Origin of the sequence: Orrella marina (assembly GCF_003058465.1) — a bacterium.
Classification (GTDB): domain Bacteria; phylum Pseudomonadota; class Gammaproteobacteria; order Burkholderiales; family Burkholderiaceae_B; genus Algicoccus; species Algicoccus marinus.
Genome location: NZ_CP028901.1, coordinates 1,141,701 through 1,166,792, shown reverse-complemented (window position 1 = coordinate 1,166,792; position 25,092 = coordinate 1,141,701). Strand labels below are relative to the sequence as shown.

The following is a 25,092-nucleotide window of genomic DNA, read 5'->3' as shown; positions in this document are numbered from 1 at the left end:
TCGGTTCTTGCTCAGCCGTTCAGTTTTGCCTTGACCTGCTGGGAAACGGATGCCATGTCGGCACGGCCGGCCAGTGCCTGCTTCAGGCTTGCCATGACTTTGCCCATGACGGCTGGTCCCTGCGCGCCAGCCGCCTTGGCCTGCGCGATTGCAGCCGTGATCGCGGCTTCGATTTCGGCGGGCTCGGCCGCCTGAGGAAGAAACGCTTGCAAGACGATGATCTCGGCTTTCTCTTGTTCAGCTGTTTCGGTGCGGCCAGCCTGCTCGTAAGCTGCGATCGATTCGCGACGCTGCTTGATCTGCTTCTCGATAATCGACGTGACATCGGCATCGCTCAGATCGCGTCGCTCGTCGACTTCCTTTTGCTTGATGGCGGCCTGCAGAAACCGCAGGGTTCCCAGGCGGGCAGAATCCCTGGCCCGCATGGCATTCTTGACTTCAGTTGAAATCGATTCTTTCAGAGACATGATAGTTACTTCACCTTGAACATTTTGAAGGAGGCCATTGCTTTGGCAACAACCTGCCCGGCTTCGTTGAGGATTTCACCCTCACAGAAACAGATAGACGAACCGCGGCGAATGCAACGAGCCCGACAAATCAGGTCCGAGTCGCCAGGCGACAGAAAACTGGAAGACAGATCAATGGTGGCAACCCCGGTGCCGACCGGATCATGTGAACGTCCGGCCGCACTCAGCGTGAAATCCAGCATGCTCAGGAGTGCCCCGCCGTGGATATGCCCCCGGCTGTTGACGACCTCATTACGGCGCGTCAGTCGTGTGACCGCCGTGTCCTCGCCGATTTCGACCGGTTCGATGCCAAGGTGCTCGAGATAGGGGATGTGCAGACCAAAGTAGCTGACCTGTCCTTGTTGTGCGAATGTTGTAGTCATGGTTTGATTGAAATTCAGTTAGGGCTGTATTGAAGCAGCAATGGTAAGAAATCCGCAACGACACTGCACGTGTGCCGTATCGTGGTCCGGATTGCGCAATCATCGTCTTCGCTTGATGATCGTCTGGTTGCTGGTTTCTGGGCCCGGAAAATAGTTGGTGCAACTCGGCACACCAAACTGGATGGCGGCCTGCATGGCGTCTACTGCGCTCTGATTCCAGACGTTTTCACCCCACATCTGGACGTCTACACGGGTGCTGTTCGCTGACAAGGCCTGCATGTCGACGCGGGCCATGACTTCCGATGTAAAAGTCATCAGCACCTCGATCTGTGCCTGCTGGCCATCTGCCGTGATATCTGCCTTGACCGGAAAATTGTCGTTGGTGACCAGACAATATTGTGTCTGAGCCATGGCGCGATCATACGTCTGCTTGACGGTCAGTGGCACGGTGAACTGCGATGATGGCGATTCGCCCGGTTTGATGCCAGCACATCCAGCCAGCGCGAGCGCGCAGATCAGGCCGGTTGCCCGGACGAACGAGTTTTTCAAGACTTTGTGCATGAACATCACTCCAGAAAAAAGTCCCGACAAGCCTGGTTAGCGACGCTAGTCGGACCCTATGTATAACCAGTAAGGCCTGATTGATCTGAACGGCCGATGGCGTTTCGGCAATCAATGCAAGCGCAACAAGTAACGCCTCACAAACGCAGGGCTGCCGTGTTTGCACTGGCGCAAGGCGTCACGATCGCATACTCAGGTAAAAGCAGCGCGCCATGCAAAAATGCCTGGAGTTCCGATGGCAGACTTTGCGCAGACGCCTGTCGATAAACGTCCAGGCATGTGGAAACATGTCACATGATATCGATTCGGCCTGGTATGCGTGAGTTGGCACAACGCAGATCCGGGCAGCCCGGATGACTGCCTGGCAGAATCACCACGCTTGTCTGCGCACCACACTGTAAAGCTTGTTGCCGTACCGTTTCCCGTTTATTGACACCTGCCAGACACTTTCTCCACCCATGCCCCAGGTTTGCCGCATCCATATATGTTAAACCGTCGAAGCACCCTGAGGGTTTAGCCTGTCAATCTTTCACTTCTTCATCTCAAGAGGCAGGATGATACCCGTTTGAGAGTATCTGCGACCAGCATGGCGAGGGTGATGATAGTAGGCGATGGTGCAGGACGATGACATTGCCTTGGTCCGGAAGACGTGCGCAGCCGATGCGCCAGCCGGATCTGTCAGGGCTCGGCCAGGGTCTGCTATGGTTTGGCCGGATTTTAAATTCTTGTCCCGTATTTATATTCATGTTCACTTATCAGGAGAGTTCGAAATGACCACTGGATCACGTCCCTGGTTGATCGTGGCAGGGATTCTGGGAGCAACCGGAGTTGCTCTCGGGGCCATTGCTGCTCACGCAGTGCAGGACCCGGTGGCCGTCACGTCACTGGAACGTGCAAGCACGTACCAGATACTGCACGCCATCGCCCTGGTGGCGTTGTCCGGGGTGACGTTTCGTCTGATGGGGATTGCCCGTGCGCTAATGTTGCTGGGCGTTGTCGGGTTTAGCGGCTCGATCTATGCTAAGTATCTGCTGGGCTTGACGGCGCTGGGCAAGTTTGCGCCCACGGGCGGAACCGCCTTGATTCTGAGCTGGCTCGTGGTAGTCCTCGCGGCCGTGCTGGCCAGAGAGACCGACTCATGAACTGACCCGTTGTGAGCGCAAGCCTCTGGTGTTAGCCATGGGGTGGTTCAGATATGCAACCTGTACGCAAGAGCACCTTGGATGCCCGGGCCCAGGAGCGCATATTTTCGCTGGGATGCGCCATCTTCGATCACTGCATCTGCAGCTGACCCGTAAATAAATACCCGCCGACCTTTAAGGGGGCGGGTACAGGCGGGCATTGCCAGCGTCAACTGCTGGTCATAAAAGGATCAGAGAATGCCTTTGTCACGAAGGCCCTTGATCTGGTCGTCACTCAGACCAAGCTCACTTTTGAGAACGTCTTCCGTGCTGCTACCAAGCAGAGGTGCCGGTTTGCGCAGTTGAATAGGCGTGTCGGACATGCGGATCGGGTTGGCGACCGTCGGCACGTTCACGCCAAGCGGATGGTTCAGCTCGGTTTTCATGTGACGGTGTTTGACCTGCTCATCCTCGAATACCTGGTCCAGAGTGTAGATCGGTCCGCACGGCACGTTGTTCTTCTCGAAGATCTCGACCCATTCCAGCATCGTGTGCTGGAGCATTGCCTTGTCAAGAATCGGGATCAGCTCCAGACGGTTGCGCACCCGGTTGGACTGCACCTTGAAACGGGGGTCTTCACTCAGTTCGGGTAAGCCCACCGAACGACACATGTCTGCAAACTGCGAGTCGTTTCCGACAGCCATGATGATGTCGCCTTCTTTGCACCGGAAGACCTGGTAAGGCACGATGTTGGTGTGCACGTTGCCCATGCGCTTGGGCACTTCGCCGCTAAAGAAGTAGTTCATCGACATGTAGGACGTCAGTGACACGGTGCAGTCAAGCAGCGACATGTCGATGTACTGGCCCTTGCCGCTGATGTGACGATGCTCGATGGCCGCCAGGATCGCAAAGGTAGCGTACATGCCAGTGGTCAGGTCGCTGATGGCCAGGCCGAACTTCATGGGGCCACCACCTGGCTCGGTATCCGGTTTGCCAGTCAGGCTCATGAGTCCGCCCATGCCCTGGAACACAAAATCGTATCCCGGCAGCGATGAGTACGGTCCCGACTGTCCAAAGCCCGTGATGGAACAGTACACCATACGTGGATTCAGCGCGCTCAGGCTCTCATAGTCCAGTCCGTATCGCTTGAGATCGCCGACTTTATAATTTTCCACCACGATATCAACCGTCTTGGCAAGCTCACGCACGATCTCCTGCCCTTCGGGCGTGGAGATGTCCACCGTAATGGACTCCTTGTTGCGATTGACTGCCATGAAGTAGGACGCTTCGCGTGACTCGTTACCTTCGGCGTCCTTCAGAAAGGGAGGGCCCCAGGAACGGGTGTCGTCGCCGCGAACGGGTCGCTCGACCTTGATGACACGCGCACCAAGATCGGCCAGGTTCTGTGTCGCCCATGGGCCTGCGAAGATTCGGGTCAAGTCCAGTACGCGCAAATGTTCAAGGGCTTGTCTCATGGTGATTCGGTTTTCCTTAACAGGTTGACGTGATGGATTCAGACAATAACAGAACTGCCCGCGTCGTGGGCAGTGGTTCCTCTGCCGCTGTCTTTCCGTCTTTTGTATTTTCAGCTTTCAGGTTTGCGGGCAGTACGCGCTGAACGTTCCGGCTACCGGGATGCAGCATGGTCCTTTCATCCCGTCCTGTCGCCATCTTCCTTCTTTTCTCTTGCGGCCAGTTTCTGGGTTTCACCCGTTTTTGCCTTGTTCCCATGCGCCCTCGCCCGGCGATCTATAGTGGTGCTGGGGCGTAGTCACGGCGATCGAGATCTGCTCTAAAAGCCCCCTTTGCAAATCACAAAACATCAAGTCGTTCTAGATGATAAAAAGACGTTGGCCTGTTCCACATGCATGTGCGAACTCTTTTTCCAACTTTTAAAGACACAGAACCCATGACTTTACGAGACAAAGCTTATATCGTGGGTGCTTATGAGCACCCGACTCGCAAGGCACCGGACAAGTCCGTCGCTCAACTGCATGCAGAAAGTGCCAAAGGCGCTCTGGAAGACGCTGGCCTGTCGCTCAGTGATGTTGACGGTTACTTTTGTGCTGGCGACGCACCTGGTCTTGGCGCCCTGAACATGATCGACTACATGGGGCTGACCAATCTGCGCCATGTGGATTCGACCGAAACCGGCGGTTCCTCCTACCTGATTCACGTCTCGCACGCTGCCCAGGCGATCGCCATGGGCAAGTGCGACATTGCACTGATCACCCTAGCTGGCCGTCCTCGCTCTGCTGGATCCTCCGGCATGCAGCCACGTAGCTGGGGTAGCGACCTGCCCGACGTGCCGTTCGAGGCACCGTTTGGTTCAGTGACGGTCAACAGCTATGCAATGGTTGCTGCGCGTCATATGCACGAGTTTGGTACCACCCCCGAGCAGCTCGCCTGGGTCAAGGTTGCCGCTTCGCATCACGCCCAGCACAACCCTCACGCCATGTTGCGTGATGTGGTGACGGTTGAGGACGTGATGAACGCTCCCATGGTGTCCTGGCCGCTCAAGCGACTTGACTGCTGCGTGGTCAGTGATGGCGGTGGTGCATTGATCGTTGCACGTCCCGAAATCGCTCGCAAGCTCAAGCGTCCGCTGGTCAGCATCCGTGGTGCTGGCGAGGCCGTCAAAGGCCAGCTTGGTGGTGAGGTCGACCTGACCTGGTCCGGCGCTCGTTACTCGGGTGCACGTGCCTTCGAAGAGGCCGGCGTGACCCAGCAAGACATCAAGTATGCCTCGATCTACGATAGCTTCACGATCACGGTGATCATGCAGCTTGAAGATCTGGGCTTCTGCAAGAAAGGCGAAGGTGGCAAGTTTGTCGCCGACGGCAACCTGATCTCCGGTGTGGGCAAACTGCCTTTCAACACCGACGGCGGTGGCCTGTGCAACAACCACCCTGCCAATCGCGGTGGCATCACCAAGGTTATCGAGGCTGTGCGTCAACTGCGCGGCGAGGCCAATCCGGCGGTTCAGGTTCCGAACTGCGACCTGGCCCTTGCCCACGGTACTGGCGGCCTGCTGGGTTCCCGGCACGGTAGTGCGACACTGATTCTGGAGCGTGTCTGATCATGAGCAAACCTTTTCAACCCAACAAACTTCCCCTCCCGTCATTGAACCTGGTACCGAGTACTTCTGGGAACAGGCTCGCGCTGGCAAGCTGGCGATCAAGTCCTGCAAGTCCTGCGGCAAGTTTCACTGGTATCCGCGTACCCTTTGCCCATTCTGCTTCGGTGAAACCGAGTGGAAAGAAAGTTCAGGCAAGGGCAAGGTCTACACTTACAGCGTGATGTCGCGTGGTAACCCCAATCCATATTGCATCGCCTACGTGACACTCGAAGAAGGTGTCACCATGATGACGCAAATCGTGGATTGTGACCTCGACGAGGTGAGAATCGACCAGGCGGTCGAAGTGGTGTTCAAGCCAACCGATGGAGAGGATACGCCACCGGTGCCGACTTTCCGGCCAGTCTGACCTCGCCTGATTGCCTTTGGTGTGTCTTGATTGAGTTGGCAGGAGAGCCGAAGAAACTCAAGGTGTTTCAAACTGCGCGGAGTTCACGGAAAGCGGACTGGTCCGTAAACCGCTGATACATCGCTCACAGATTGCTGGTACGCCGCTGACATACTGAAGAGCTCCAAAGCCACCTGGCTGTTCACAAGATCCGGTTCAAGCCGGATCGTCGTGACAGTCAGGTGTTTTTTTTGCTGATGCCGTGTCCCGGGTGCCGGGTGCCAAAGTGTCGTGCCGGCCTGGCGAGTGTTTCTTGTGACGTCAGCACCCTTGTGCCGTGGTTTCAGTGCGTCGCCAGGGTTTGCCTGACAGTACCTGCTGATTTCGGTGTTATGCTCAGCCCTGCCAAAAAAGCGCCGACAGATCCCAAAAAAAAACCGGACAGGACAATACCGATCGTAGCCAGATCGTATCCAGAAGGCATAAAAGGCATCAGAATCGTACCGGGCCAGGCCAGTACCTGGCTGGTTCTTTGCTCGTGTCAGGCCTGGCGATGGCGCTCTTGTCTGTCTGTCGGTATTGTCGAGTCAGCTTTCCCGTGTCTGCTTTACTACTGGTTGTATGAGTTGTACGAGTTTTACTGGCTGTACTGTGACTGCTTTTCCCCTTTGACTGATCACTGACTGAAGGTAACCCGCACCGTGCTGCGTTCACTTTACGACTGGACCCTATCTCTGGCAGCCAATCGCCATGCACTCTGGGCGCTCGCGTTTGTTTCATTCATTGAAAGCTCGGTGTTTCCGATCCCGCCCGATGTGCTGATGATCGCGATGATTGTTGCCACGCCTTCGAGAGCCTTTCTGATTGCAACGGTTGCCACGTTATCTTCTGTTGCGGGTGGTCTGGCTGGTTACTGGATCGGCTATGGGGCGTTTGAAACCATTGGTCGCCCTGTTCTCGAGTTTTACGGAAAAGAGGCGTACTTTGCCGAGTTCACCCAGCGTTACAACGAATGGGGTGCCTGGGCTGTTCTGATCGGCGGTGTCACGCCCTTCCCTTATAAGGTCATCACCATCCTGTCTGGTGCCACCGGCTTGTCGATTCCGGTCTTTATCGTGTCTTCGTTCATCGCGCGCGCCTTGCGATTCTTTATCGTGGCTGCGCTGCTCTGGAAGTACGGTGCACCGATCCGGGATTTCATCGAGAAGCGACTTGGTTTGTTGTTCACGATTTTCATCGCACTGTTGATCGGTGGCTTTGTAGCAGTCCGGTATATCTGAGACTGAGACACAGTCGAGAGAAATCCTGCAATCAGCAGGACGGTTGTAAATCCGGGCAGTTTGTGAACATCAGTCCGCGGTGAACATCTGCCCGCGCACCCCTGCCAGGCGCATGGATGCGGCGCACCCTCAGTGCGCGAGCACAACGCCAGGAGGGGGTCAAGCGGACGGTATGGCCGACGGTATGGCCGCCGGTTTGGCCTTACGTTTGCTTCGGACTTGCGAGCATGCTCTTCAGTACCTTGCGCATGGACACAGGCGCGCGCCTGATCAAGCGATGCGCCACCCACCACCCACACACTACCAACATAGTAAGCCCGATGCCAGAACTGTGGCTTGCGATAGAACCGGGCCAGATGCTCGGAGCACAGAAGCAGCAAAGCATGGCCGTGAGGCCCGCAGAAATCCCAGCTACAAGCCTCGGGCTTTAGCAATGGGAGCGATCGTGAAGACTCTTTGTCCAGATCCTGTTTGGTCAAATACCGCTGGGCGGCGGCAGTGTGTCGGCAAATGCCGGTCGCTGACTCGCACGCTCAAACCAGTCAATGAGTGCGGGTCGGCCTGTGCGCCAGTCCCAGACTGTGTGACGCCGCTCGGCGTAGCCAAGTACGGCGGCAAGGGTCAGATAGCCGGCATCAATGTGATGACCAGACATTTCCCGATAAGCACCCTTTGCGATATCCTCTTCAAGCGCATCTGCTATCCGACGGGCCCTCACCTGCTCGAGCGCGATCACAGAAGGACTGCGTTCATTGACGGGTCTTCTGAGTTCCCGATTCCAGACGGCAATCCCGTCTAGCAAACCGAGCACGCGGCCGTAAGCAGAAACCGACTGATCCTCTACTGGCAGTACGACAGGCGCTTCGCCTTGCCGGTCGAGCCATCCCAGCACTAGCGTGGTTTCGGTGAGGGTCGGGCCATCAGGCAGCGTCAGGGCAGGAACACGGCCGGCGGGGCTAAATGGTAGGACGCTCGCCTGCGGGTCTCGTAGTGTGGTCTCGATTTCTTCGACCGCGTTCGTCAGTTCGCGTTCCCGAATCGCCATTCTGCAGATCCGTGCGTAAGGTGAGCCAGACGAATAGAAAAGTCTTGGGCGAATGAGAGTGGCAGTCTGGTCGGGCGGGTGTATCTGTGCTGTCATGAGGATCCTCCATATGAACTACTCTACCCTATGCGCAGCAAAGGATGGGGTTTCACGGGGAGGATGAATCCCCGTCTCGGCCAGTTCCTGGCCGGATACTTATTCCAGGGCCCAGCGCAACATCAAACGCGCTGAAGAGCACTTCGAATAATCGCATTTAGTGAAAATCAGAGCAATACATTTCAATCGATTACGCAGCGAGCTTTATGGATACGGCAGGTGATTCGAGGTGCCCGCATTGCTCGCAGCCGTGCTTTTGCTGCGAGAGCTCCTTTTCTGACCACATGCCAGCACCCGGGACAGCGTTATCCTGTTCCCGACTACAACCAGCCGAGCGAGGTCGGTTCAGGCTGATCAGGCGATAAAAGCGTGTCTGACTCCCCGACGGGATGCGTCAGGTCTGCCGGTCCTGCAGATCAGGGGTGTTCGGCACTGGAAGAACCTCCAGCTCAGGGTTCTGAGGCTTGTAGCCGTCAATGTAGTCCTCGAGCAGACGATCCAGAATACTGCCATCAGACTGCACGACCAGCGGGTTCAGAATCCGGTTGATGACAACCAGTGCAGGCAGGGCTGGCAGGCTCTTGCCATTGAGTGCGAGTCGGTCGCCATCGAGCTCGTAGCTTGCCATCACGCCATCGGGCGTTCGTACCAGCACCCCTGTCAACAATCCGAGTGCAGTCAATGTGGGCGAGATGCCCTGCCCTTGCAGGATGAGGCGACCTTTTGAGGAGACATAGCCCTCAAAATCAATCGGCTCTGCCGGATTACCGCGTTGTGAGGCGGGCACCGGCGCCAGCGTGAACACGCTCTGCCCCCGTACTTTTCCAAAAGAAGTGCCAGCGGCCAGTTCGGGGATATCAATGACCAGTCCGCTCAAGATCAGTTCGCGCATTGCATGACGCCACTGATCTGCCTGCTCCTCAGTGACTTGCTGCAACCCGGCTGTTTCATTCCAGATTTGTTGCAGACGACGTACTGCCTCCGGATTCAAACCCTTGATGACACCATCAAGCACCACACCATCAAGCGCGTACATGCCGGATTGCATGCGACCAATCTGTGTGTTGATCGCCAGACTCATGGTCGATCCGGCGTGTGAGCGTCCGGTGACAGAAAGGTCTGCAATCTGCAGGTCGTCTGATTTCAACGCGGCGACATGCAAGCGGTTCTGGCCTTCTCCCTCAATGCGATCCGACATGGCGATATCGAGTCTCACGCCTCTTGCAGCGAGTGTCGAGGCGGTGGCTGATCTGGATGTGGCACCAGGTGTACTGTCAGATGAGCTGCCTGATGAGGCCCTGTCTACTTCAAGCAGGTCGATTTCTGGCCAGTGCATGTTGAGAGTGAGTTCGCGTCCGTAGGTGCGCAACTCTCCCTGCATGGCTGAGAATGCGACTTCGTTGCTGACGTTGCGGGAGGACGATTGAGGGCTGCTCTGAGCCGCTTGATCTGCGTTGCCGGAGACAATCCGGAACGCTGGCATGGCGAGGCTGCTGTCAAACCGCCCTTCCCAGTCAAGAGTGCCAATACCGCTCAGGACGGGTGTCGGGTTGAAACTGTCCTGCATTTCCATCCCCAGCGATTCTGATGGCTGCGCACGCCAGCTCACCCTGGCAAGTCGGTCCGGCATCAGCGCGTGATTGATCACGTAGTGGATCACGATGGCATCAGCACCCTCTGCTCGAGCGGTTTGCGTGTTTTCAGAGGCTGTAGCCTGAGTAGCGGGTACCACAGAAGCGAGCGTGAGTGTGCCGCTGGACTGCCATATGCCGCGCTCGTGCCGGTCGAGTCTTGGTTTGACCGATCCGGGGCTTGGAGGCAGTTCGACGTAAGCTCTGAGTTCGCTTTCGGATCGCATGCCGGCGTAATAGCTCGCAGCGCTGTATCCCACTGCCAGTACCCCGATAGTGATGAGCACACTGCGCCAGGGTGAGTTCCTTCGACGGATGCGGCGCGGCGGTACGACCCGACTGGTATCGCCCTGATTTGCGGAGCTTGTTTTGGTGTCAATGGATGAGTTGGAGTCAGTCATGAAATATTCGCTATCACCCTGCCTTGATCCAGAAACGGTGCATTCGCAGCCGCACAGGCATGAGTGCAAAAACGGTCAGGCACAAAAACTGACTTTACACCAGGCGGCTTGCGAATGCGCGGGCAGGTGTGATGATGCAAGGTGTAATGCCTGATCTTGTTCTGACCGGTTACCGTCCTGCATCGTCGCGGCTACTGGATTCGGGGGCTTGCCAGGCATGCGATCAATCGCGATCAGATGTGCTGTTCAGTGCAACAGTGATCTGTAAATAGCGAGAGGGACGACACGCAGTGGCGTAATCCTGTGACCGTCGCCTCTCTGTCCTGTACCGCCATGTGTTTCAGATTCGGTCGGGCCCGGCGTCAAGTATGAAGCGTGTTAAAAGTTGATTTAAATTGATTTAAATACATGCTCCGAGCGCGTATTCACAGCACAATCGGATGGCCGTGCGGGGTTCTGGCTGCCGCTTCGCGCCATGCTTGCTGGCGTGACTGCAAATCCTGAGTGGTGACGTAACCATGCTCGCTCAGAATGCGTTCAAGCGCTGCCAGCCAGTGCCAGTAGTAGGTGTTGCCCTGGTCCGGATCACCTTTTTCTGGCGCCTTGGCGATGACATCACCGAGTGTTTGCGCCCAGCGGTTCCAGTCAAACAGTCCCTTGTCATGCAAAGCCAGTGTCATGGCGAAAGCCTGGGCCTGCCACGGCTCACAAAACACCGGCCCATCCTGCTTCAGAAGGGGCATGTCCAGACCGTGTGCCTTGATCGCGGCCTCACAGTCTTGTATGGCCTGAACTTCCTGAACGGTCATCGAATTCGGTTGCGTTGCAGATGAGAAGGCTGCAGAGCGAGTGACGGGTTCTGTTGTATTCATGACTGTGTTTCCGGCAAAAGGTAAGGTTCCCAGCAGTTCAGACTGACCGAGTCGGCCGTGGTGTCGGGTCCCCAGAGCGTTCTGCCATCAAACTCGACGGTGTACATCCACTGTGGCTCGTCAGGTCCAATGGCATTCTTGTCCGGAAACACGTGAACACCAAGGACCTGAGTGATGGTGCCGACCTTGTCGCGGCAGTAACGCGGCAGGCGTGTATGGGTCCTGGGGCTGAACTCGATGGTGCGAACCTGGTCCCCGAGGGCAAACCGTGCGGGTGTTGTGGCGGGACGCTCGCTGGGCCAGCCGCGTTTGAGGGCTTCAGGAAACTCCTCGGCTCTGAGCGTCTGAACACCAGGCAATCCAGGCCCCGCGGCCTTGCGAGTGGCCAGCTCTTCTGTCGAGACCATACTGGTATGGAGCAACAGTCTTTCCAGACCGTCAAGCCAGATCTGGTAATAGGTGTTTGACAGGTAACGTAGCGGGGGCAGACTCTCGCGCAAGGAGCGGGATGTGTCAATGTTCCACTGTTTCGCGGTGTTCATCGCAACCGTCAGCGCAAACGCGCGACGTTCCCAGTCAGCGTGAAACACGGGTTCGTTTTCTTCAAGTGGTATTGGGCCAAATCCCTGCATGCCACCCATGTCATGGACGTTGTTCATCAAATCCCCCTGCTCTGTCAATATCCGGATGGTGAATACCAGTCCAGCCTTCACCTGTACTTGTCGCGTGTTGTGATGGAGTGTTGTGATCGAGTCCGGCTCACACAGCCTGTTTCCGGGGTGGGTAGACGATGTTGGTGCCGATCATCGAGTCACGTGAAACCAGTGCCGCGAGTGCATCTTCGCTCATGCCCTCTGTGCCCTCTGGTCGCATGGGAAGCACCAGATAGCGTTGTTCGGAGTTGGAGTCCCAGACCTTGATCCGGGTGTCTGGCGGTAGTTCGCAGCCAAACTCGGCCAGTACACTGCGTGGGTCAATCACGACCCGGGACCGGTACGGGGCGGACTTGTACCACATCGGTGGCAGGCCGAGTACAGGCCACGGATAGCATGAGCACAGTGTGCAGACCACCACGTTGTGGATCCCGGGTGTGTTCTCGAGCACGATCATGTGCTCGCCCCCCCTTCCTGAAAATCCCATCGATGATATCGCGGCGGTGGCATCCTCGAGTAACCATGCTTTGAACTCGGGATCGGTCCAGGCCCGGGCAACAACCTGGGCGCCATTGTGCGGCCCGACCCGGGTTTCGTAGGTTTCGATCAGCACGTCGAGTGCGGATGGGTCCAGATACCCTTTTTCTGTCATGAGGGATTCGAGTGCACGCACGCGCACATCCTCGTCAGAGAGATGACTCATCTCATGATCATGGTCATGACCATGGCCGTGATGATCGTGGTGACTATGCGGATTGTCTGACTGGCTCATGGGGGTTGTTTCCGGTTAGAGCGATGCGCCACGTGCACTGATGGGCCAGATAGCCTCAACTTTGCCGCCTCGCACGCAGATGATCTCGTCGTAAAGATTCACAGTCGGGTCACAGTGCCCGGGAATGAGCATGAGCTTATCACCGAGTTGCAACCCGTGACCAGTTGTTGCGTCGCTGATCTTTGCGCTGGAAGAGAGCCCGTGTTGTGAGCCGATCTTGATGACCCCGTGCTCGTCTGATGCTTTGACGTACTTCAGATCAGTGCGTTTGTACACGGCCGGCATGCCGGAGTCCACGCTGGAAGCTTTCAGGCCGGCATCGATGACGGCTACATCCGGAGCGGGCCGGCTTTGCACGGTGGCGAGTACGAACAGTGCGTGTTCAAATCGGGCCTCTCCTGCGTCTGGTTCATTGTCCGCATAGTCCCGGTCCATAAAAATGTAGGAACCTGGCTGAAGCTCGTTGTACACCCCGCTATCTCGCTCATGCCAGAACGTGCCAGTGCCGGCTCCTGTGATGATAGGTACGGTCATGCCTACTGACTCGATCGCATCACGGGCCTGACTCGCCCTGGCCGCGGCAAACCGGATGGCGGCGGCTCGCTCATAGGGCTTGCGCAGATGCTGGGCGCCACCGTGATACGCGTGAACTCCAGCAAAACGGATACCGTCCAGCGCGTGAATCTTGCGGGCCAGCACGACACTTTGCTCGACCGTGGTGCCACAGCGGCCGGCTCCCACATCAATCTCGACATAGACATCCAGTTCGTGGTGGCTACCTGCCATCACGTGTCCCAGGCTTCGAATCTGCTCGGCGTGGTCAACGAGCACACCGAGTCGGATGGTTTGTGCCAGCTCGCGCACGTGCCGCAATTTGCGCTCACCCACCAGCTGATTCGTGACCAGGATATCAGTGATGCCGGCGCTGGCGAATACGGCTGCTTCACTGAGCTTCTGGCAGCAGATGCCGACAGCACCGTGTGCGATCTGGGCCCTGGCAATCTCCGGGCATTTGTGACTTTTGGCGTGAGGGCGTAGTCGCATCTGACCTCGTAACCGGGTCATATGAGACAGATTGCGCTCGAACGCGTCCAGATCCAGTATCAGTGACGGGGTGTCGATCTGTTCCATCGAATCACCTACTGTGCAGGCTTTCCAGGGCAACATCCTCTAACCTCACAAAAAGACATATCAAGGACAGACCTGTTCACAAAGGGCTGACCGATACAAAGGGTTGACCGATCTCTCGGCGACAGTATGCCCGATAGCAGCCTGTGTGCAACATGCACGTTTGAGCGCGCTCTTGTCTGCGCAGGGACAAACACGCAATATACAGGGGTACCAGACACATCATGCATGGACTGATTGCCCATGCATGAACCTCGAGTTCGAAGAGAAATCCAGACTGGAAGGTGTCGAAACCCCAACATACGGAGCATTGTTGTTATGAAACCCACATCCGCCAGGCAGCCAGACGCTCAGTTGCCCACTGGCTCAAGCAAACATTCTTCCCGCTCAGAGCGTGTGGAGCACGCCAGGCGTGAAGTCAGGTTGCTGGTGTTTGATGTGTTCGGATCGGTGGTGGACTGGCGCACCAGCATTGCCCGCGATCTCGGCCACTGGGGCCAGACGCAGGGAGTTGACGCTGACTGGGAAGCGCTGGCACTGGCCTGGCGAGGTCTGTATCAGCCGCAGATGCAGAAAGTCCGTTCTGGCGAGCGCGACTGGACCATTCTTGATGTGCTGCATCGCGAGGCATTAGACAGCCTGTTACCACAGTTTGGTCTGCAAGGGCTCAGTGAAGCCCAGAAGCAACACATTAACCGGGTCTGGCATCGTCTTGACGCATGGCCGGACTCGATTGCCGGACTGACACGGCTCAAATCCCGTTACACCATTGCCCCGCTCTCCAATGGCAACGTGGCCTTGCTGACCAACATGGCCAGACACGCGGGGCTACCCTGGGATCTGGTGTTGTCGACTGAATGGTTCAAGGCTTACAAGCCGCAGCCTCAGACCTACCTGGGGGTGGCTCACATCATGGGTCTGGCGCCTCACGAGGTGATGTTGTGCGCAGCGCATAACGACGATCTGGCTGCCGCGCGTGCGCAAGGCTTGCGCACGGCCTTCTGGCCGCGTCCGACAGAATATGGTCCGATGCAGAAAAAGGATTTCGAGGCGGATGCTGACTGGGACATCGTGGCAACCGATATCCGGGATCTGGCACGCCAACTGGTCGACTGATCGCCCTTTTTTTTCGGTGTTCGATTTGTCTTGGTGCGCGATGATAAAAAAATACCGGAGAGTCCGCTTCGGACTCTCCGGCAATATGACGCCTTGCTGATGTCACTTTTTGTTCTTTTCAGTTCCAGGTCGGTTCTGCCATTCTGTTTGTCGTGGCAATTACTTGTTCCCCCGCCGGATGGAACTGCAGTCAATGACTGGCGCCTGCCAGAGATCCAGCCTCTGGCCTTGCTCTACGTCCTACAAATCCTTAGTACTTAGAGTGCAGCGTCCGTGACTTCGTCTGCCTTGAGGGCGGTCAGACGGAAGATCCCCTCAAAATCCAGATTCCAGCAGGCTTGCGCAATCTGCTCTGCCCGTTCACGACCGATGATGGGGTCGCAGACGGCGTGGAACTTGCCGGTCAGTGCTGCATCGTCGAGCGGGTTGTCTGGCTCACCATAAGGCTGCCGTTGCGTGAACTCGTGACGCGAGCCGTCCTTCATGACAATGATGACGTGAGCGGGACGCTGCATCGGGTATACCGCCTGCATCGACTCGCTGACCTCGACCTTGACTTTGGGAACCAGTGCGGCAATATCCTGACGCTCGCGCGCCTGCCGATCAAACGCGTCGAGCCCGATCTCGTCAAACACGACGGCCGCAGCGACTGCGTAGGGAATCGACATCTGGGCATCCAGGAATGCGGTGTAGTGCGTGTGTGCGTGACGGGCAGCCACCTGGTTGGTCTGGATGATGATGCTGTCAATCTGTTGCGCATCCAGACTGGTGGTGCGCTTGATCTCGAGAATGGCGTCAATCGGCGCGTGCAGGTGACGGCAGCAGGGATACGGCTTGACGTAGGTCATGAGCAGCTCCCAGGTCTGGCCGAGCTCTTCCAGCGTGCTCGGACCATTGGCTTTACCACTGGCGTAGGCCTTGAAATATCCGTTTTTGCCTTCGATACCGGTCAAAGGACCGTCGATACCACGCTTGGCCAGTTCGGCAACCACCACGCCGTCGCGTGCGCATTTGCCTGGGTGCAAGCGCTTGACCTCGGATCCTTCGCCCAGAAACTCGAACAGGCCGCTAGAGAACGACCCCGCCATGCCCAGAGCCCAGTTCATCTGCTGGTCTGACAGGTCAAGCAGCTTGCCAACGCCGCTGGCGCAACCAAATACGCCGTTGACCCCGGTGTTGTGAAACCCGTTCTGCCAGGTGTGTGGGTGGCCTGCCCGTGCCATGCGGCAGCTTAGTTCAAAGCCGATTGCAATCGCTGCGACAATGTCTTGCGCGCTGGAGCGGTACGCCTGGGCGACCGCCATGATGGCGGGCATGCAGGCTGCGCCCGGGTGATACGAGCCTGGTGTGTAGCCATCATCCAGCTCAAGGCCATGGGCAGCGGTACCGTTTACAAACGCTGCGCTGTGCGTGGAGAGCGTGATGTCGGTCCCGACCACTCCAGCGGAATCGCCCTTTTCTGCCGAGCTGAAATAGGCCTGTGCCATCCGGCTGGTGGGGGTGGTGGATCCGGCGATCACGGCACAATAGTAGTCAAGCGTCAGCCGCTTGATCTGGTGAACAACATCCTGAGGCAGATCCGAGTGCTTCAAGCCGGCCGCCCACTGGGCGAGTTCGCGGGTGATCGCAGGAGATTGCGTAGAAGGTGCTGTATTGGTTGCAGCCTGGCTGGCTGTGGCTGTGGTGGCTGTCATATCGGTTCGGTCTCCGTCTCGTTGATAGGCACCGTGTCCTGGCATCGGTGGCCCTTGTTGTCTGGGGTCGGCTCACAACGTGGCCCGCACGCCCAGGCGTCTGGTTTTGCGTCATGCCCGGTTTTTTTAGTCAGCGCTTGCTCGATGTCGACGCTCCAGCCTTCAGGCCCAGGACTGGGCCCCGCTGCCGGTCGTTCGGGTTGACAACAGAATCAGACTACAACGACTTGATTCAAAATCAAACCAAAACACGCCACATCGTGTCGCACCCGGAAAAGTACGTCATCCCGGTGCGAGAGGCGGGATTCAAACCAAATTGATAACCAAACTCTTCACCTGACTTTACGCTATCAAAAAATATTATAAATTCTTTTAAATATACCAAAAAAAATTTATTGTATGTTTAGCGAGAGGTCCGGAGCTTTTGTCTAGGCGATTGCCAGCTTTCATGAACGCAAAGTTAGTTTACACACAAAAATAGACATCGTGTCTATTTTTGTGTGTAAACTTCTCATGCGTCTGTCGTTCAGTCGATGGATGACGATATGCTGAGTGTGAATGACGCGCGAAACAATGGCTTCCTCAGGGAGGTCGCTTACAAGAACAACGATTACCGGAGTGATCGTGGACAAGGCTACGGTCTCACGCCGCAATGATGTCAGCGTAACGCAGGTATCGCGCAGACAAGCAGACAAGCAGACAAGTTGACGATACGACGTCTCGGATGACGCTGTCGCGGCAGATCGGGAAGCCAGGGGAGTGGCGAAAGTGAACAAAGTGAAAATGTGCAAGCAGTATCGCCGGGTCAATGTGTTCCGGGCAGACAGGAAAGCCGGGTTGTCCGGTTGTGTGGATCGTCTGTCCAGACGATCTTTTTTTGCGTGCTTCGCGTCGATTCTGGCGGGAGCGATGATGTTTTCAGCGACGGGGGCCGTCGCATCGGATGCTGACTATCCGAATCAGGCGGTCAAGTGGGTGGTTCCCTACTCTGCCGGGGCTTCCAATGATTCAGTGGCTCGCATTCTCGCTGCAAAGCTCACCCAGATGTGGAATCAGCCCGTTATCATCGAGAACAAGGCGGGAGCCGGTGGCACGATTGGCGCAGCGCAGGCGGCCAAGGCGCCAGCCGACGGATATACCTTGCTGATGACCAATCCCGGGTCTAACGTCAATGCTTTCGCCCTGCGCGAGAGCAACAGTTACGCGCAGGAAGACTTTAAACATGTGGGGCAGCTGGGATGGGCTCCCATCGTTCTGGTCACGCGTAGCGACTTTGCAAGTGACTCCGTCAAAGGTCTGGTCTCCCTGGCAAAGGAGAAGCCTGGTTCGCTGACGGCGGGCTCTTCCGGGATTGGCGGCAGCAGTCATCTTGCACTTGAGCTCTTCAAGCTCAAGTCGGGTACTGACGTTCTTCATGTTCCCTATAAGGGAGCGGCCAACGCCATCAATGACCTGGTTGGCGGCCAGATCGACATGGTGTTTGTCACGCCAGCCTCGGTTAGCTCTCTGGTGCAGTCGGGCAAGCTCAAGGTGCTGGGGGTCGCTAGCGAACAACGTATCGAGAGTGCTCCGGATGTTCCGACCATGCAGGAACAGGATGTTCCCGGATTTAACATGAAGATCTGGTTCGGGGTGTCGGTGCCTGCCGGAACGCCTGACAGCATTGTTAACCGGGTCAATCAGGATATGCGCGCTGCAGTGCAGGATCCGCAAGTCAAGGCGCAGATCGAGTCACTGGGCTTGCAGATCGAAACCAGTAGTCCGCAGGCGTTTGCGCAGACGATCGAGCGCGACATCGCTGTGACGAAAAACATTGCAGTGAACGCGGGGATCACGGCCAGGTAGCAGTGTCAGTTCTTGTCTGGCTTGTTCAACCCGGTCGGGCGCGCGTAGTGGTGTAGTGGCGCAGTGGCGTAGTGGCGTAGTGGTTTTTTACTCATGTTTTGTATTCATGACGGACGATGACAGTGTCTTCGTCTCTGCTTCAGGGTCTGTTTGCTTGTTGCCCGGCCCGAAGTTTTTTTACAGGAGATAAACTTGCAATCACATCAAGAAACCGAAGACCGCACGGAAGAGTACCGGATGATTCATGACCTGGTCGCAAAGTTTGTAGACCAGGAACTCATGCCAATGGAGGCTGCGGTGCTTGAGCGCGAGGTGCGCGGCGAACATCTGCACCTGTTGCCCGAAGAGGAAGCGGTACTGTTCAAGAAGTGCAAGGAGCTGGGACTGTGGGCGCTGGATGCACCCGAAGAGTTTGGTGGTGCCAACCTGCCTGCCGTACCGCTGGTGGCAATCAACGAGGAACTCGGCCGCACTGTCACCCCGTTTACGTTTCCGCCCGACTCGCCCAACCTTCACATGCTGATGGCGATTGCCACGCCTGAGCAGCGCGAAAAGTACCTGCTGCCCTACGCAGAAGGCACTGCCAAGTCGGCAATCGCGATTTCCGAGCCCAATGCAGGTGGTGACCCCACAGGCATGATCACCCGCGCAGAAAAAGACGGTGATCAATGGGTCATCAATGGCCGCAAGATCTGGGTCAGCCGCGTTCCGTACGCTGATTTCACTATCGTTATGGCACGTGTCGGATCGGGCAAGCGTCACGAAGGGATCACTGCTTTTATCGTCGATAAAGGTACCCCTGGCTTTGAGATCCTGCGCGAGATTCCGATGCTGGCAGGCCACCGCACCTACGAACTGGTCTTCGAGAACTGTCGTATTCCGGCCAGCAACATCCTGGGCGAAGTCGGTTCGGGATTTGCACCGATGCAACTACGACTCAACATCCGCCGCCTGCAGATAGGCGCCTGGTGTCTGGGCATGTCGCGCCGTGCGCTGGAAATGATGGCTGAGCACGCAAAGCAACGCGTGACATTCGGTGCCCTGCTGGCAGATCGTCAGGCGATTCAGTGGTGGATTGCTGACGCCACGATCAAAATGCACGCTTGCCGCCTGATGGTGCAGGAGGCCGCACGCAAGCAGGACGCAGGTGAGGACATCCGGACCGAAGCATCCATGATCAAGGTCTACGCCACCGAGATGGCATCAGAGATCATCGACCACGCCATGCAGACGTTTGGCGCGATGGGTGTCACCAAGGAGTTGCCGCTGCATCTGATGGCTCAGCGGACTCGCGTCATGCGTGTGTACGAAGGTCCATCCGAAGTGCACCGGATGTCGCTGGCCAGACGCTACCTGAAGAGCATCAAGTAATCAGGTAGTCGGCTAGCCGGCGTGTGAGCCTGAAAGCTCCGCGTCGGCTCGTCTTTCGTTCGGATTGGCCCAGACTGACGAGTAGGTTTTGCGCCGATATTTCGTTCAAGTGACCGTAAGCAGTCGCGATCCCGACGGGCGCGCTCGCAGTCATGCTCGTCCGAACGTATGCAAAACATCCAGAGGCAGTGCACTGTACAGCCATGAAAGCATGCGCTGGACCCGGCGTTGCTGACGATCGAGTAATGACGCATTGAGTAAAGCTGGACGCTAAAACGTTCGGTTATGAATAACAACGACCAGACAGGCAATGTGCGACAGGCATCTGTCTGGCTAAAACCGGGGGATGGAGTAAATGACTCCACAAGATCATTCAAACGACTCAAACGAAATAGCAGACAGGCCACTGGCCGGTGTGGTGGTGGTCGATCTGACGCAGGTTTATCAGGGACCCTACGCCACGTTTCTGATGGCCAAGGCCGGCGCGCAAGTCATCAAAATCGAGCCAATTCACGGTGAACCCACGCGACTTCGGGCCAAAGTCAGTGGCGGTGCATCGCTGCCCATGGCCATGCTCAACGTCAACAAGAAGGGCATCACCCTGAACCTTAAAACGGAGCAAGGCAAGGCGCTTTTCAAGGAGCTGGTCAGGCACGCTGACGTGGTGGTCGAGAACTTTGCACCTGGCGTCATGGATCGGCTTGGTATCGGCTGGGATGTGTTGCACGAGATTAATCCGCGCCTCATTTACGGCACGGGTACCGGGTTTGGTATCACCGGACCCGACAAGGGCAATCTGGCCATGGATGTCACTATTCAGGCGTCTTCGGGCATCATGAGCGTGACGGGTACGCCAGATGGTCCTCCCCTTCGAAGTGGCGCATCGGTTGTGGACTTTTTGAGTGGTGTGCATCTTTACGCCGGTATCGTGACGGCGCTGTTCGAACGCACCCGCACGGGTAAGGGACGACTGGTCGAGGTGTCCATGCAGGAGACTGCGTATCCGACCCTGGCGTCGAACCTGGGCCTGGTCTACCGCCAGCAAGGCAAGCCGTCCGGGCGTGTGGGTAACCGGCATGGCGGACTTGCCCTCGCTCCCTACAACGTTTATGAGGCGGCTGACGGTCACATCGCCGTCGTTTGCGCGACCGAACACCACTGGCAGAATATCCTCAAGGCGATGGGCCGCGAAGATCTCAAAGACGATCCGCTGCTGTCAACCAACAAGGCACGGGTCGAGAACATCCAGAACACCGATGACTTTGTCGAGAGCTGGACTCGCACGTTGAGCCGGGACAAGCTGTTTGCGCTGAGCAAGGCATTCAGCATTCCCGCCGCGCCTGTGCGCACACTCGACGAAGTAATGAGTGACCCGCACATGCACGAGCGCGGTGCACTGGAGTGGTTTGACGATCGGGATCTCGGCCGAATTGTTCTGCCCACCACACCGATTCGCATCCATGGTGCCGAACAGGTACCCACCGTCTCAAGTCCGCTGCTCGGAGAGCACAATCAGGAAATTTACGGCAAGTGGCTTGGTTTGTCTGACGAGAAGCTTCAGTCACTGCGCGAGCAGGAGGTGATCTGAGGCCTGCCTGCCAGATCATCCATGCTGGCAGGTCGGCGCCGTTACAGATAGACATCAATACAAGTTCATGTCAGTACCGGCAGGCGTCAGACAAACGTCCGTATGGCATCACCTTGCCATCCGGATGATCCTTACGTTAGACGCGCAATCACTGCGAATTATCCAGAAATTCGGACAAGTAAGAAAACCGAATATCCCAAGTACCCCGCTTATCCCAAATCATCATGTCAACTATGGAGACAACCATGACACATGCAGTCACCCAGCCAGGTCGGCTGGCATCGGCAAGCCGCTCTTTGAAGGTGCTGGCTGGCGCCCTGCTCGCAGTGGGCACAGTTCTGTCCAGCAGTGCCTCGCTGGCACAAAACACTCCACAGCTTCCGGACGTCGTCCGGATTGTGGTGCCCTTTACACCCGGTGGCAGCAATGACGTGTACGCACGGGCACTGGCTGAGCAGCTTGGCCAGAACCTCGGCCGGTCGTTCATCATCGAGAACAAGGCTGGTGCAGGCGGGAGCATCGGGTCCAATGACGTGGCGCGCGCCAAACCAGACGGCTCCTCACTGCTGTTCAGTTCTAACTCGTTCGTCACCCGCGCTGCAGTCGACAGCAAACTGCCCTATGACGTGCGCACATCGTTTGAACCCGTCGCGCTGGTGGCACGCGGTCCAATGCTGCTCGTCACCAATACCGAGGTTCCGTTCAAGACCATTCCTGAGCTGATCAAGACCGCAAAAACCTCTCCGGTCAACTATGGATCAGCCGGAATCGGCTCGATTGGCCAGCTCAGTGCCGAGCTTTTCAATTCGCTGGCTGATACGCAGATGACGCACATCCCGTACAAGGGAATTGCAGGCGGTCTGACTGACATGATGGGTGGAAGAATTGAACTGATGATCACGACACCGGCCTCGCTCGGTGGATCGCTCGATGCCGGACGTGTCAAGGCGATTGCCGTGACCTCACCCGAGCCTTCAAAATTCTTCCCTGAGCTGCCGACCATCGCTGAATCGGTGCCTGGCTATTCTGTTGAAGTGTGGTGGGGTGTGTATGCACCGGCTGGCACGCCCAGGGAGCTGGTTGATTACCTGAACCAGGAAATCGTCAAGGTCACCAGTTCGCAACGGATGATCAAGTTGCTGGCCAACGAAGCGTCAGAGCCGAGCAAGATGAACAGCGAGGAGTTTCGCACCTTTGTTGATAGTGAGCTGACCAAGTGGAGCACACTGGCCAAGGAGCGCAATATCAGTTTGAACTAAGGTATGCCGCCACAGGCGCTTGAACCCGGTTGTGCTCACTCAGCCGCTGTGGTTCAAACGCCTGTCTGCTTCTCCACGGCTTCGGTGATTCGCGGTTATTCCAGTGTTGAGTCTGTCGGGTGTTGCAGGGGGGCTTCCCCTCTTTCCGGAAGAACCGGACCTTCGTACGTCGCGTAAGGCGGGTCGAATACAGAAGGGTTACCACCAAGGCGACGCGTCAGGTCTGCTGCGGCCTGCATGACCAGGGGTAATGCCGCTTCAAACACTTGCCGGTTCAGACGGAACAACGGCATGCCGAGGGAAATACTGCAGATGAGTTTTTGTTGTACGCCGAACACCGGGCATGCGAGTCCGATACTCTCGGAGCGGCGTTCCGCCAGGGAAAGTGCGTAGTGAGCTTTTCGGATCTGATCAAACTCCTCACCTGGCTCGCCGGCAAACGCCAGCATGATCTTGCCGGCAGCACCCTTGTGCAGTTCGACACGTTCGCCCTCACGGACATGCATCAGCACGCTACGCGGTTGCGTCATCCGGTGCAGGCAGACACGTTCATCGCCGTCTCGAATGTAGATAGCCGCAGTTTCCTTGGTGACGCGAACCAGTTCGCGCAGGACTGGTGCCGCATGGTCCCAGAGTCGAAACGACTCCTGGTACAGCATGCCGAGAAAGAACGGTGTGGAGCCGAGCTTGAAACGACCATCTTCCAGTCTGACCAGGAACCCGTAATGCAACAACGAGTCACACAGTCGCAAGATGGTGCTGTGGTAGAGGCCAGTCGCTGCGCTCAGTTCGGCAAGACTCATGCCTTCGACACTGTTCTCGAATGCCATCAGGATGGTGAGCGCACGGTTGACTGCAGCCACGCCAGGTTCGGATTTTTGAGTCATAGGCTTGGAAGGGTTTGTCATGACGCGAATTATCCCATTTTGCCGTCCATCGCGGTTGCACAGTACGCGTGTTTGCCGTGGTGGCAAGCGAGCCGGATGCCAGGTGCGCCATCGGGCATTATTTCGATTTGACCGGATTGCGCGCGAAGGTACGCGATCCGCAGCCTGGGCTAGCGCTCAGCCGGTGTTGTGGATGAAGGGCATGTGTGAATTGTCTTTGAATGGCATCCAGTATCGTTCAATGGCACTCTTCAGGCCTTGGTAGCATCGGGACAGAACGCCATTGATCGCTTTTCATTTTTGTTTGTTTTTATAAGGATTATCTGTATGACTGATCAGCTTGTATTTGAAGTCAAGGACCGTATTGCGACGATTCGCCTGAACCGTCCCGACCGCTACAACGCATTTACGCCCGAGATGCTCAAGGCCTGGGCTGACGCGCTGCGCGAGTGCAAGGACCGTGAGGACGTCTATGTGATCGTCCTGACCGGTACCGGCAAGGGTTTTTGCTCCGGTGGTGACGTTGGCAATATGCAGAACCGCACCGAAGACAGCGCCTATTCACGCCGCCTTTTCCTGTCGGATTACGTGCATCAGATCCCCTTGCTCCTGGAGCAGATCGACAAGCCGGTGATTGTTGCGGTCAACGGTGTGGCCACAGGTGCTGGCATGGACATGGCACTGATGGGCGACCTGCGTGTCGCCGCCCGTAGTGCCAAGTTTGCCGAGACATACCTGAAGGTCGGGCTGTTTGCCGGTGACGGTGGCAGCTGGTATCTGCCAAGACTGGTGGGTACGCCTAAAGCGCTTGAGCTGTTCTGGACTGCGCGCTGGGTCAGTGCTGAAGAAGCTGAAAGGATCGGTATCGTCAACCAGGTTGTCGAAGATGACCAGTTGATGGAAGCGACTTACGAGCTCGCAGCAAAGATTGCTGCGCAACCTCCTGTGGCCGTGCGCATGATCAAGCGTGCAGTCAAACAAGGCGCGAGCCTCGACATCCGGACCCACCTGGATATGGCGGCTTCGCACATGGCCTCGATGTACACGACCGAAGACCATAAGGAAGCGGTCAACGCGTTCAAGGATAAGCGCGAGCCCGTTTTCAAGGGCAAGTAAGGCGTTCCGAAAGTGTGTGGGCGGGTGGGCCGAGAATATGTCATGATCGGTATGCCACCCTGCCCGGTCGTCACGCAGATCGACCCATTGATCGAAACTGGTCGTAGGCGTGATCGCCAGTCTCGCTGTTTGCGTGTTTCCTGCTGACCCTCCTGCTGACCTCCCTGCTGGCCACAGCTCTTGAAACTCCCCTGCTCCAGTCCCGTCACCCGGGCGTCTGGTCGCCTGTCGGCGCTGTCCGGCACGCAGCAGCACTGAACTACTCTGAACTACCGCTGAACTACGCTCCGCGTGTATGTCAGG

22 protein-coding genes are annotated in these 25,092 nt (G+C 57.0%); 10 read left to right on the top strand and 12 right to left on the bottom strand.

Going from position 1 to position 25,092, the window contains the following annotated elements:
* Window positions 1-11: 11 nt before the first annotated feature.
* From DBV39_RS05200 to DBV39_RS05190, 3 genes are all read right to left on the bottom strand, one after another.
* A complete protein-coding gene (locus DBV39_RS05200; RefSeq protein ID WP_108620635.1) occupies window positions 12-467 on the bottom strand; it encodes a GatB/YqeY domain-containing protein in 456 nt (151 codons plus the stop codon).
* A gap of 5 nt (window positions 468-472) precedes the next feature.
* Window positions 473-889, bottom strand: coding sequence for a PaaI family thioesterase (locus tag DBV39_RS05195; RefSeq protein ID WP_108620634.1), 417 nt, complete (start codon window positions 887-889; stop codon window positions 473-475).
* Between the two features lie 99 nt (window positions 890-988).
* The gene (locus DBV39_RS05190; protein WP_159078815.1) at window positions 989-1,450 is read right to left on the bottom strand and encodes a BPTD_2524 family lipoprotein; all 462 of its coding nucleotides are present in this window, start codon (window positions 1,448-1,450) and stop codon (window positions 989-991) included.
* Window positions 1,451-2,220: 770 nt separating this feature from the next.
* Between DBV39_RS05190 and DBV39_RS05185 the strand changes: the two genes are divergently transcribed.
* Window positions 2,221-2,592: a DUF423 domain-containing protein gene (locus DBV39_RS05185; RefSeq protein WP_159078814.1), complete on the top strand. Its 372-nt coding sequence runs from the start codon at window positions 2,221-2,223 to the stop codon at window positions 2,590-2,592.
* Window positions 2,593-2,822: 230 nt separating this feature from the next.
* Here the strand turns inward: DBV39_RS05185 and DBV39_RS05180 are convergent, their stop codons facing one another.
* Window positions 2,823-4,046 (bottom strand): CaiB/BaiF CoA transferase family protein, encoded by a 1,224-nt coding sequence (locus tag DBV39_RS05180; protein WP_108620631.1) that lies wholly within the window; start codon window positions 4,044-4,046, stop codon window positions 2,823-2,825.
* 434 nt (window positions 4,047-4,480) lie between these two features.
* Between DBV39_RS05180 and DBV39_RS05170 the strand changes: the two genes are divergently transcribed.
* From DBV39_RS05170 to DBV39_RS05155, 3 genes are all read left to right on the top strand, one after another.
* Window positions 4,481-5,650, top strand: a complete 1,170-nt coding sequence (locus DBV39_RS05170; RefSeq protein WP_108620629.1) for a thiolase domain-containing protein — start codon at window positions 4,481-4,483, stop codon at window positions 5,648-5,650.
* Window positions 5,643-6,056, top strand: coding sequence for a Zn-ribbon domain-containing OB-fold protein (locus DBV39_RS05165; RefSeq protein WP_407669250.1), 414 nt, complete (start codon window positions 5,643-5,645; stop codon window positions 6,054-6,056). Before DBV39_RS05170 ends, DBV39_RS05165 begins: the two co-directional genes overlap by 8 nt.
* 680 nt (window positions 6,057-6,736) lie before the next feature.
* Window positions 6,737-7,315, top strand: a complete 579-nt coding sequence (locus DBV39_RS05155; protein WP_108620627.1) for a YqaA family protein — start codon at window positions 6,737-6,739, stop codon at window positions 7,313-7,315.
* 475 nt (window positions 7,316-7,790) lie between these two features.
* On the opposite strand, the gene DBV39_RS05145 is transcribed toward DBV39_RS05155, so the two are convergent.
* From DBV39_RS05145 to DBV39_RS05120, 6 genes are all read right to left on the bottom strand, one after another.
* Complete coding sequence (locus DBV39_RS05145) at window positions 7,791-8,456, bottom strand: glutathione S-transferase family protein (RefSeq protein ID WP_108620625.1); 666 nt, start codon at window positions 8,454-8,456, stop codon at window positions 7,791-7,793.
* Between the two features lie 394 nt (window positions 8,457-8,850).
* Window positions 8,851-10,488 carry a DUF945 family protein gene (locus DBV39_RS05140; RefSeq protein WP_108620624.1) on the bottom strand — a complete coding sequence of 546 codons (1,638 nt, stop codon included), beginning with the start codon at window positions 10,486-10,488 and terminating at the stop codon, window positions 8,851-8,853.
* A 425-nt stretch (window positions 10,489-10,913) separates the two neighbouring features.
* Window positions 10,914-11,360 (bottom strand): nitrile hydratase accessory protein, encoded by a 447-nt coding sequence (locus tag DBV39_RS05135; RefSeq protein ID WP_227870822.1) that lies wholly within the window; start codon window positions 11,358-11,360, stop codon window positions 10,914-10,916.
* Entirely contained in the window at window positions 11,357-12,019 is a 663-nt protein-coding gene (nthB, locus tag DBV39_RS05130) for a nitrile hydratase subunit beta (RefSeq protein WP_108620623.1), read from the bottom strand. The genes DBV39_RS05135 and nthB overlap by 4 nt, the downstream gene beginning before the upstream one ends.
* 100 nt (window positions 12,020-12,119) lie before the next feature.
* Window positions 12,120-12,785 carry a nitrile hydratase subunit alpha gene (nthA, locus tag DBV39_RS05125; protein WP_108620622.1) on the bottom strand — a complete coding sequence of 222 codons (666 nt, stop codon included), beginning with the start codon at window positions 12,783-12,785 and terminating at the stop codon, window positions 12,120-12,122.
* Window positions 12,786-12,800: 15 nt separating this feature from the next.
* Window positions 12,801-13,916 carry a DSD1 family PLP-dependent enzyme gene (locus DBV39_RS05120; RefSeq protein ID WP_227870821.1) on the bottom strand — a complete coding sequence of 372 codons (1,116 nt, stop codon included), beginning with the start codon at window positions 13,914-13,916 and terminating at the stop codon, window positions 12,801-12,803.
* Between the two features lie 315 nt (window positions 13,917-14,231).
* Between DBV39_RS05120 and DBV39_RS05115 the strand changes: the two genes are divergently transcribed.
* Window positions 14,232-15,029, top strand: a complete 798-nt coding sequence (locus tag DBV39_RS05115) for a haloacid dehalogenase type II (protein ID WP_108620620.1) — start codon at window positions 14,232-14,234, stop codon at window positions 15,027-15,029.
* A gap of 257 nt (window positions 15,030-15,286) precedes the next feature.
* On the opposite strand, the gene DBV39_RS05110 is transcribed toward DBV39_RS05115, so the two are convergent.
* Window positions 15,287-16,723, bottom strand: coding sequence for an MmgE/PrpD family protein (locus DBV39_RS05110; RefSeq protein WP_159078813.1), 1,437 nt, complete (start codon window positions 16,721-16,723; stop codon window positions 15,287-15,289).
* Window positions 16,724-17,491: 768 nt separating this feature from the next.
* Here DBV39_RS05110 and DBV39_RS05105 point away from each other — a divergent pair.
* From DBV39_RS05105 to DBV39_RS05090, 4 genes are all read left to right on the top strand, one after another.
* Window positions 17,492-18,568, top strand: a complete 1,077-nt coding sequence (locus DBV39_RS05105) for a Bug family tripartite tricarboxylate transporter substrate binding protein (RefSeq protein ID WP_159078812.1) — start codon at window positions 17,492-17,494, stop codon at window positions 18,566-18,568.
* 192 nt (window positions 18,569-18,760) lie between these two features.
* On the top strand, window positions 18,761-19,939 hold the full coding sequence (locus DBV39_RS05100; protein WP_227870820.1) for an acyl-CoA dehydrogenase family protein: 1,179 nt from the start codon (window positions 18,761-18,763) through the stop codon (window positions 19,937-19,939).
* A 355-nt stretch (window positions 19,940-20,294) separates the two neighbouring features.
* Window positions 20,295-21,527, top strand: coding sequence for a CaiB/BaiF CoA transferase family protein (locus DBV39_RS05095; protein ID WP_108620617.1), 1,233 nt, complete (start codon window positions 20,295-20,297; stop codon window positions 21,525-21,527).
* A 245-nt stretch (window positions 21,528-21,772) separates the two neighbouring features.
* Window positions 21,773-22,786 carry a Bug family tripartite tricarboxylate transporter substrate binding protein gene (locus tag DBV39_RS05090; protein ID WP_159078811.1) on the top strand — a complete coding sequence of 338 codons (1,014 nt, stop codon included), beginning with the start codon at window positions 21,773-21,775 and terminating at the stop codon, window positions 22,784-22,786.
* A gap of 95 nt (window positions 22,787-22,881) precedes the next feature.
* On the opposite strand, the gene DBV39_RS05085 is transcribed toward DBV39_RS05090, so the two are convergent.
* Window positions 22,882-23,694 (bottom strand): IclR family transcriptional regulator, encoded by an 813-nt coding sequence (locus DBV39_RS05085; protein ID WP_227870819.1) that lies wholly within the window; start codon window positions 23,692-23,694, stop codon window positions 22,882-22,884.
* A 306-nt stretch (window positions 23,695-24,000) separates the two neighbouring features.
* Between DBV39_RS05085 and DBV39_RS05080 the strand changes: the two genes are divergently transcribed.
* The gene (locus DBV39_RS05080) at window positions 24,001-24,789 is read left to right on the top strand and encodes an enoyl-CoA hydratase/isomerase family protein (protein WP_108620614.1); all 789 of its coding nucleotides are present in this window, start codon (window positions 24,001-24,003) and stop codon (window positions 24,787-24,789) included.
* Window positions 24,790-25,092 lie beyond the last annotated feature (303 nt).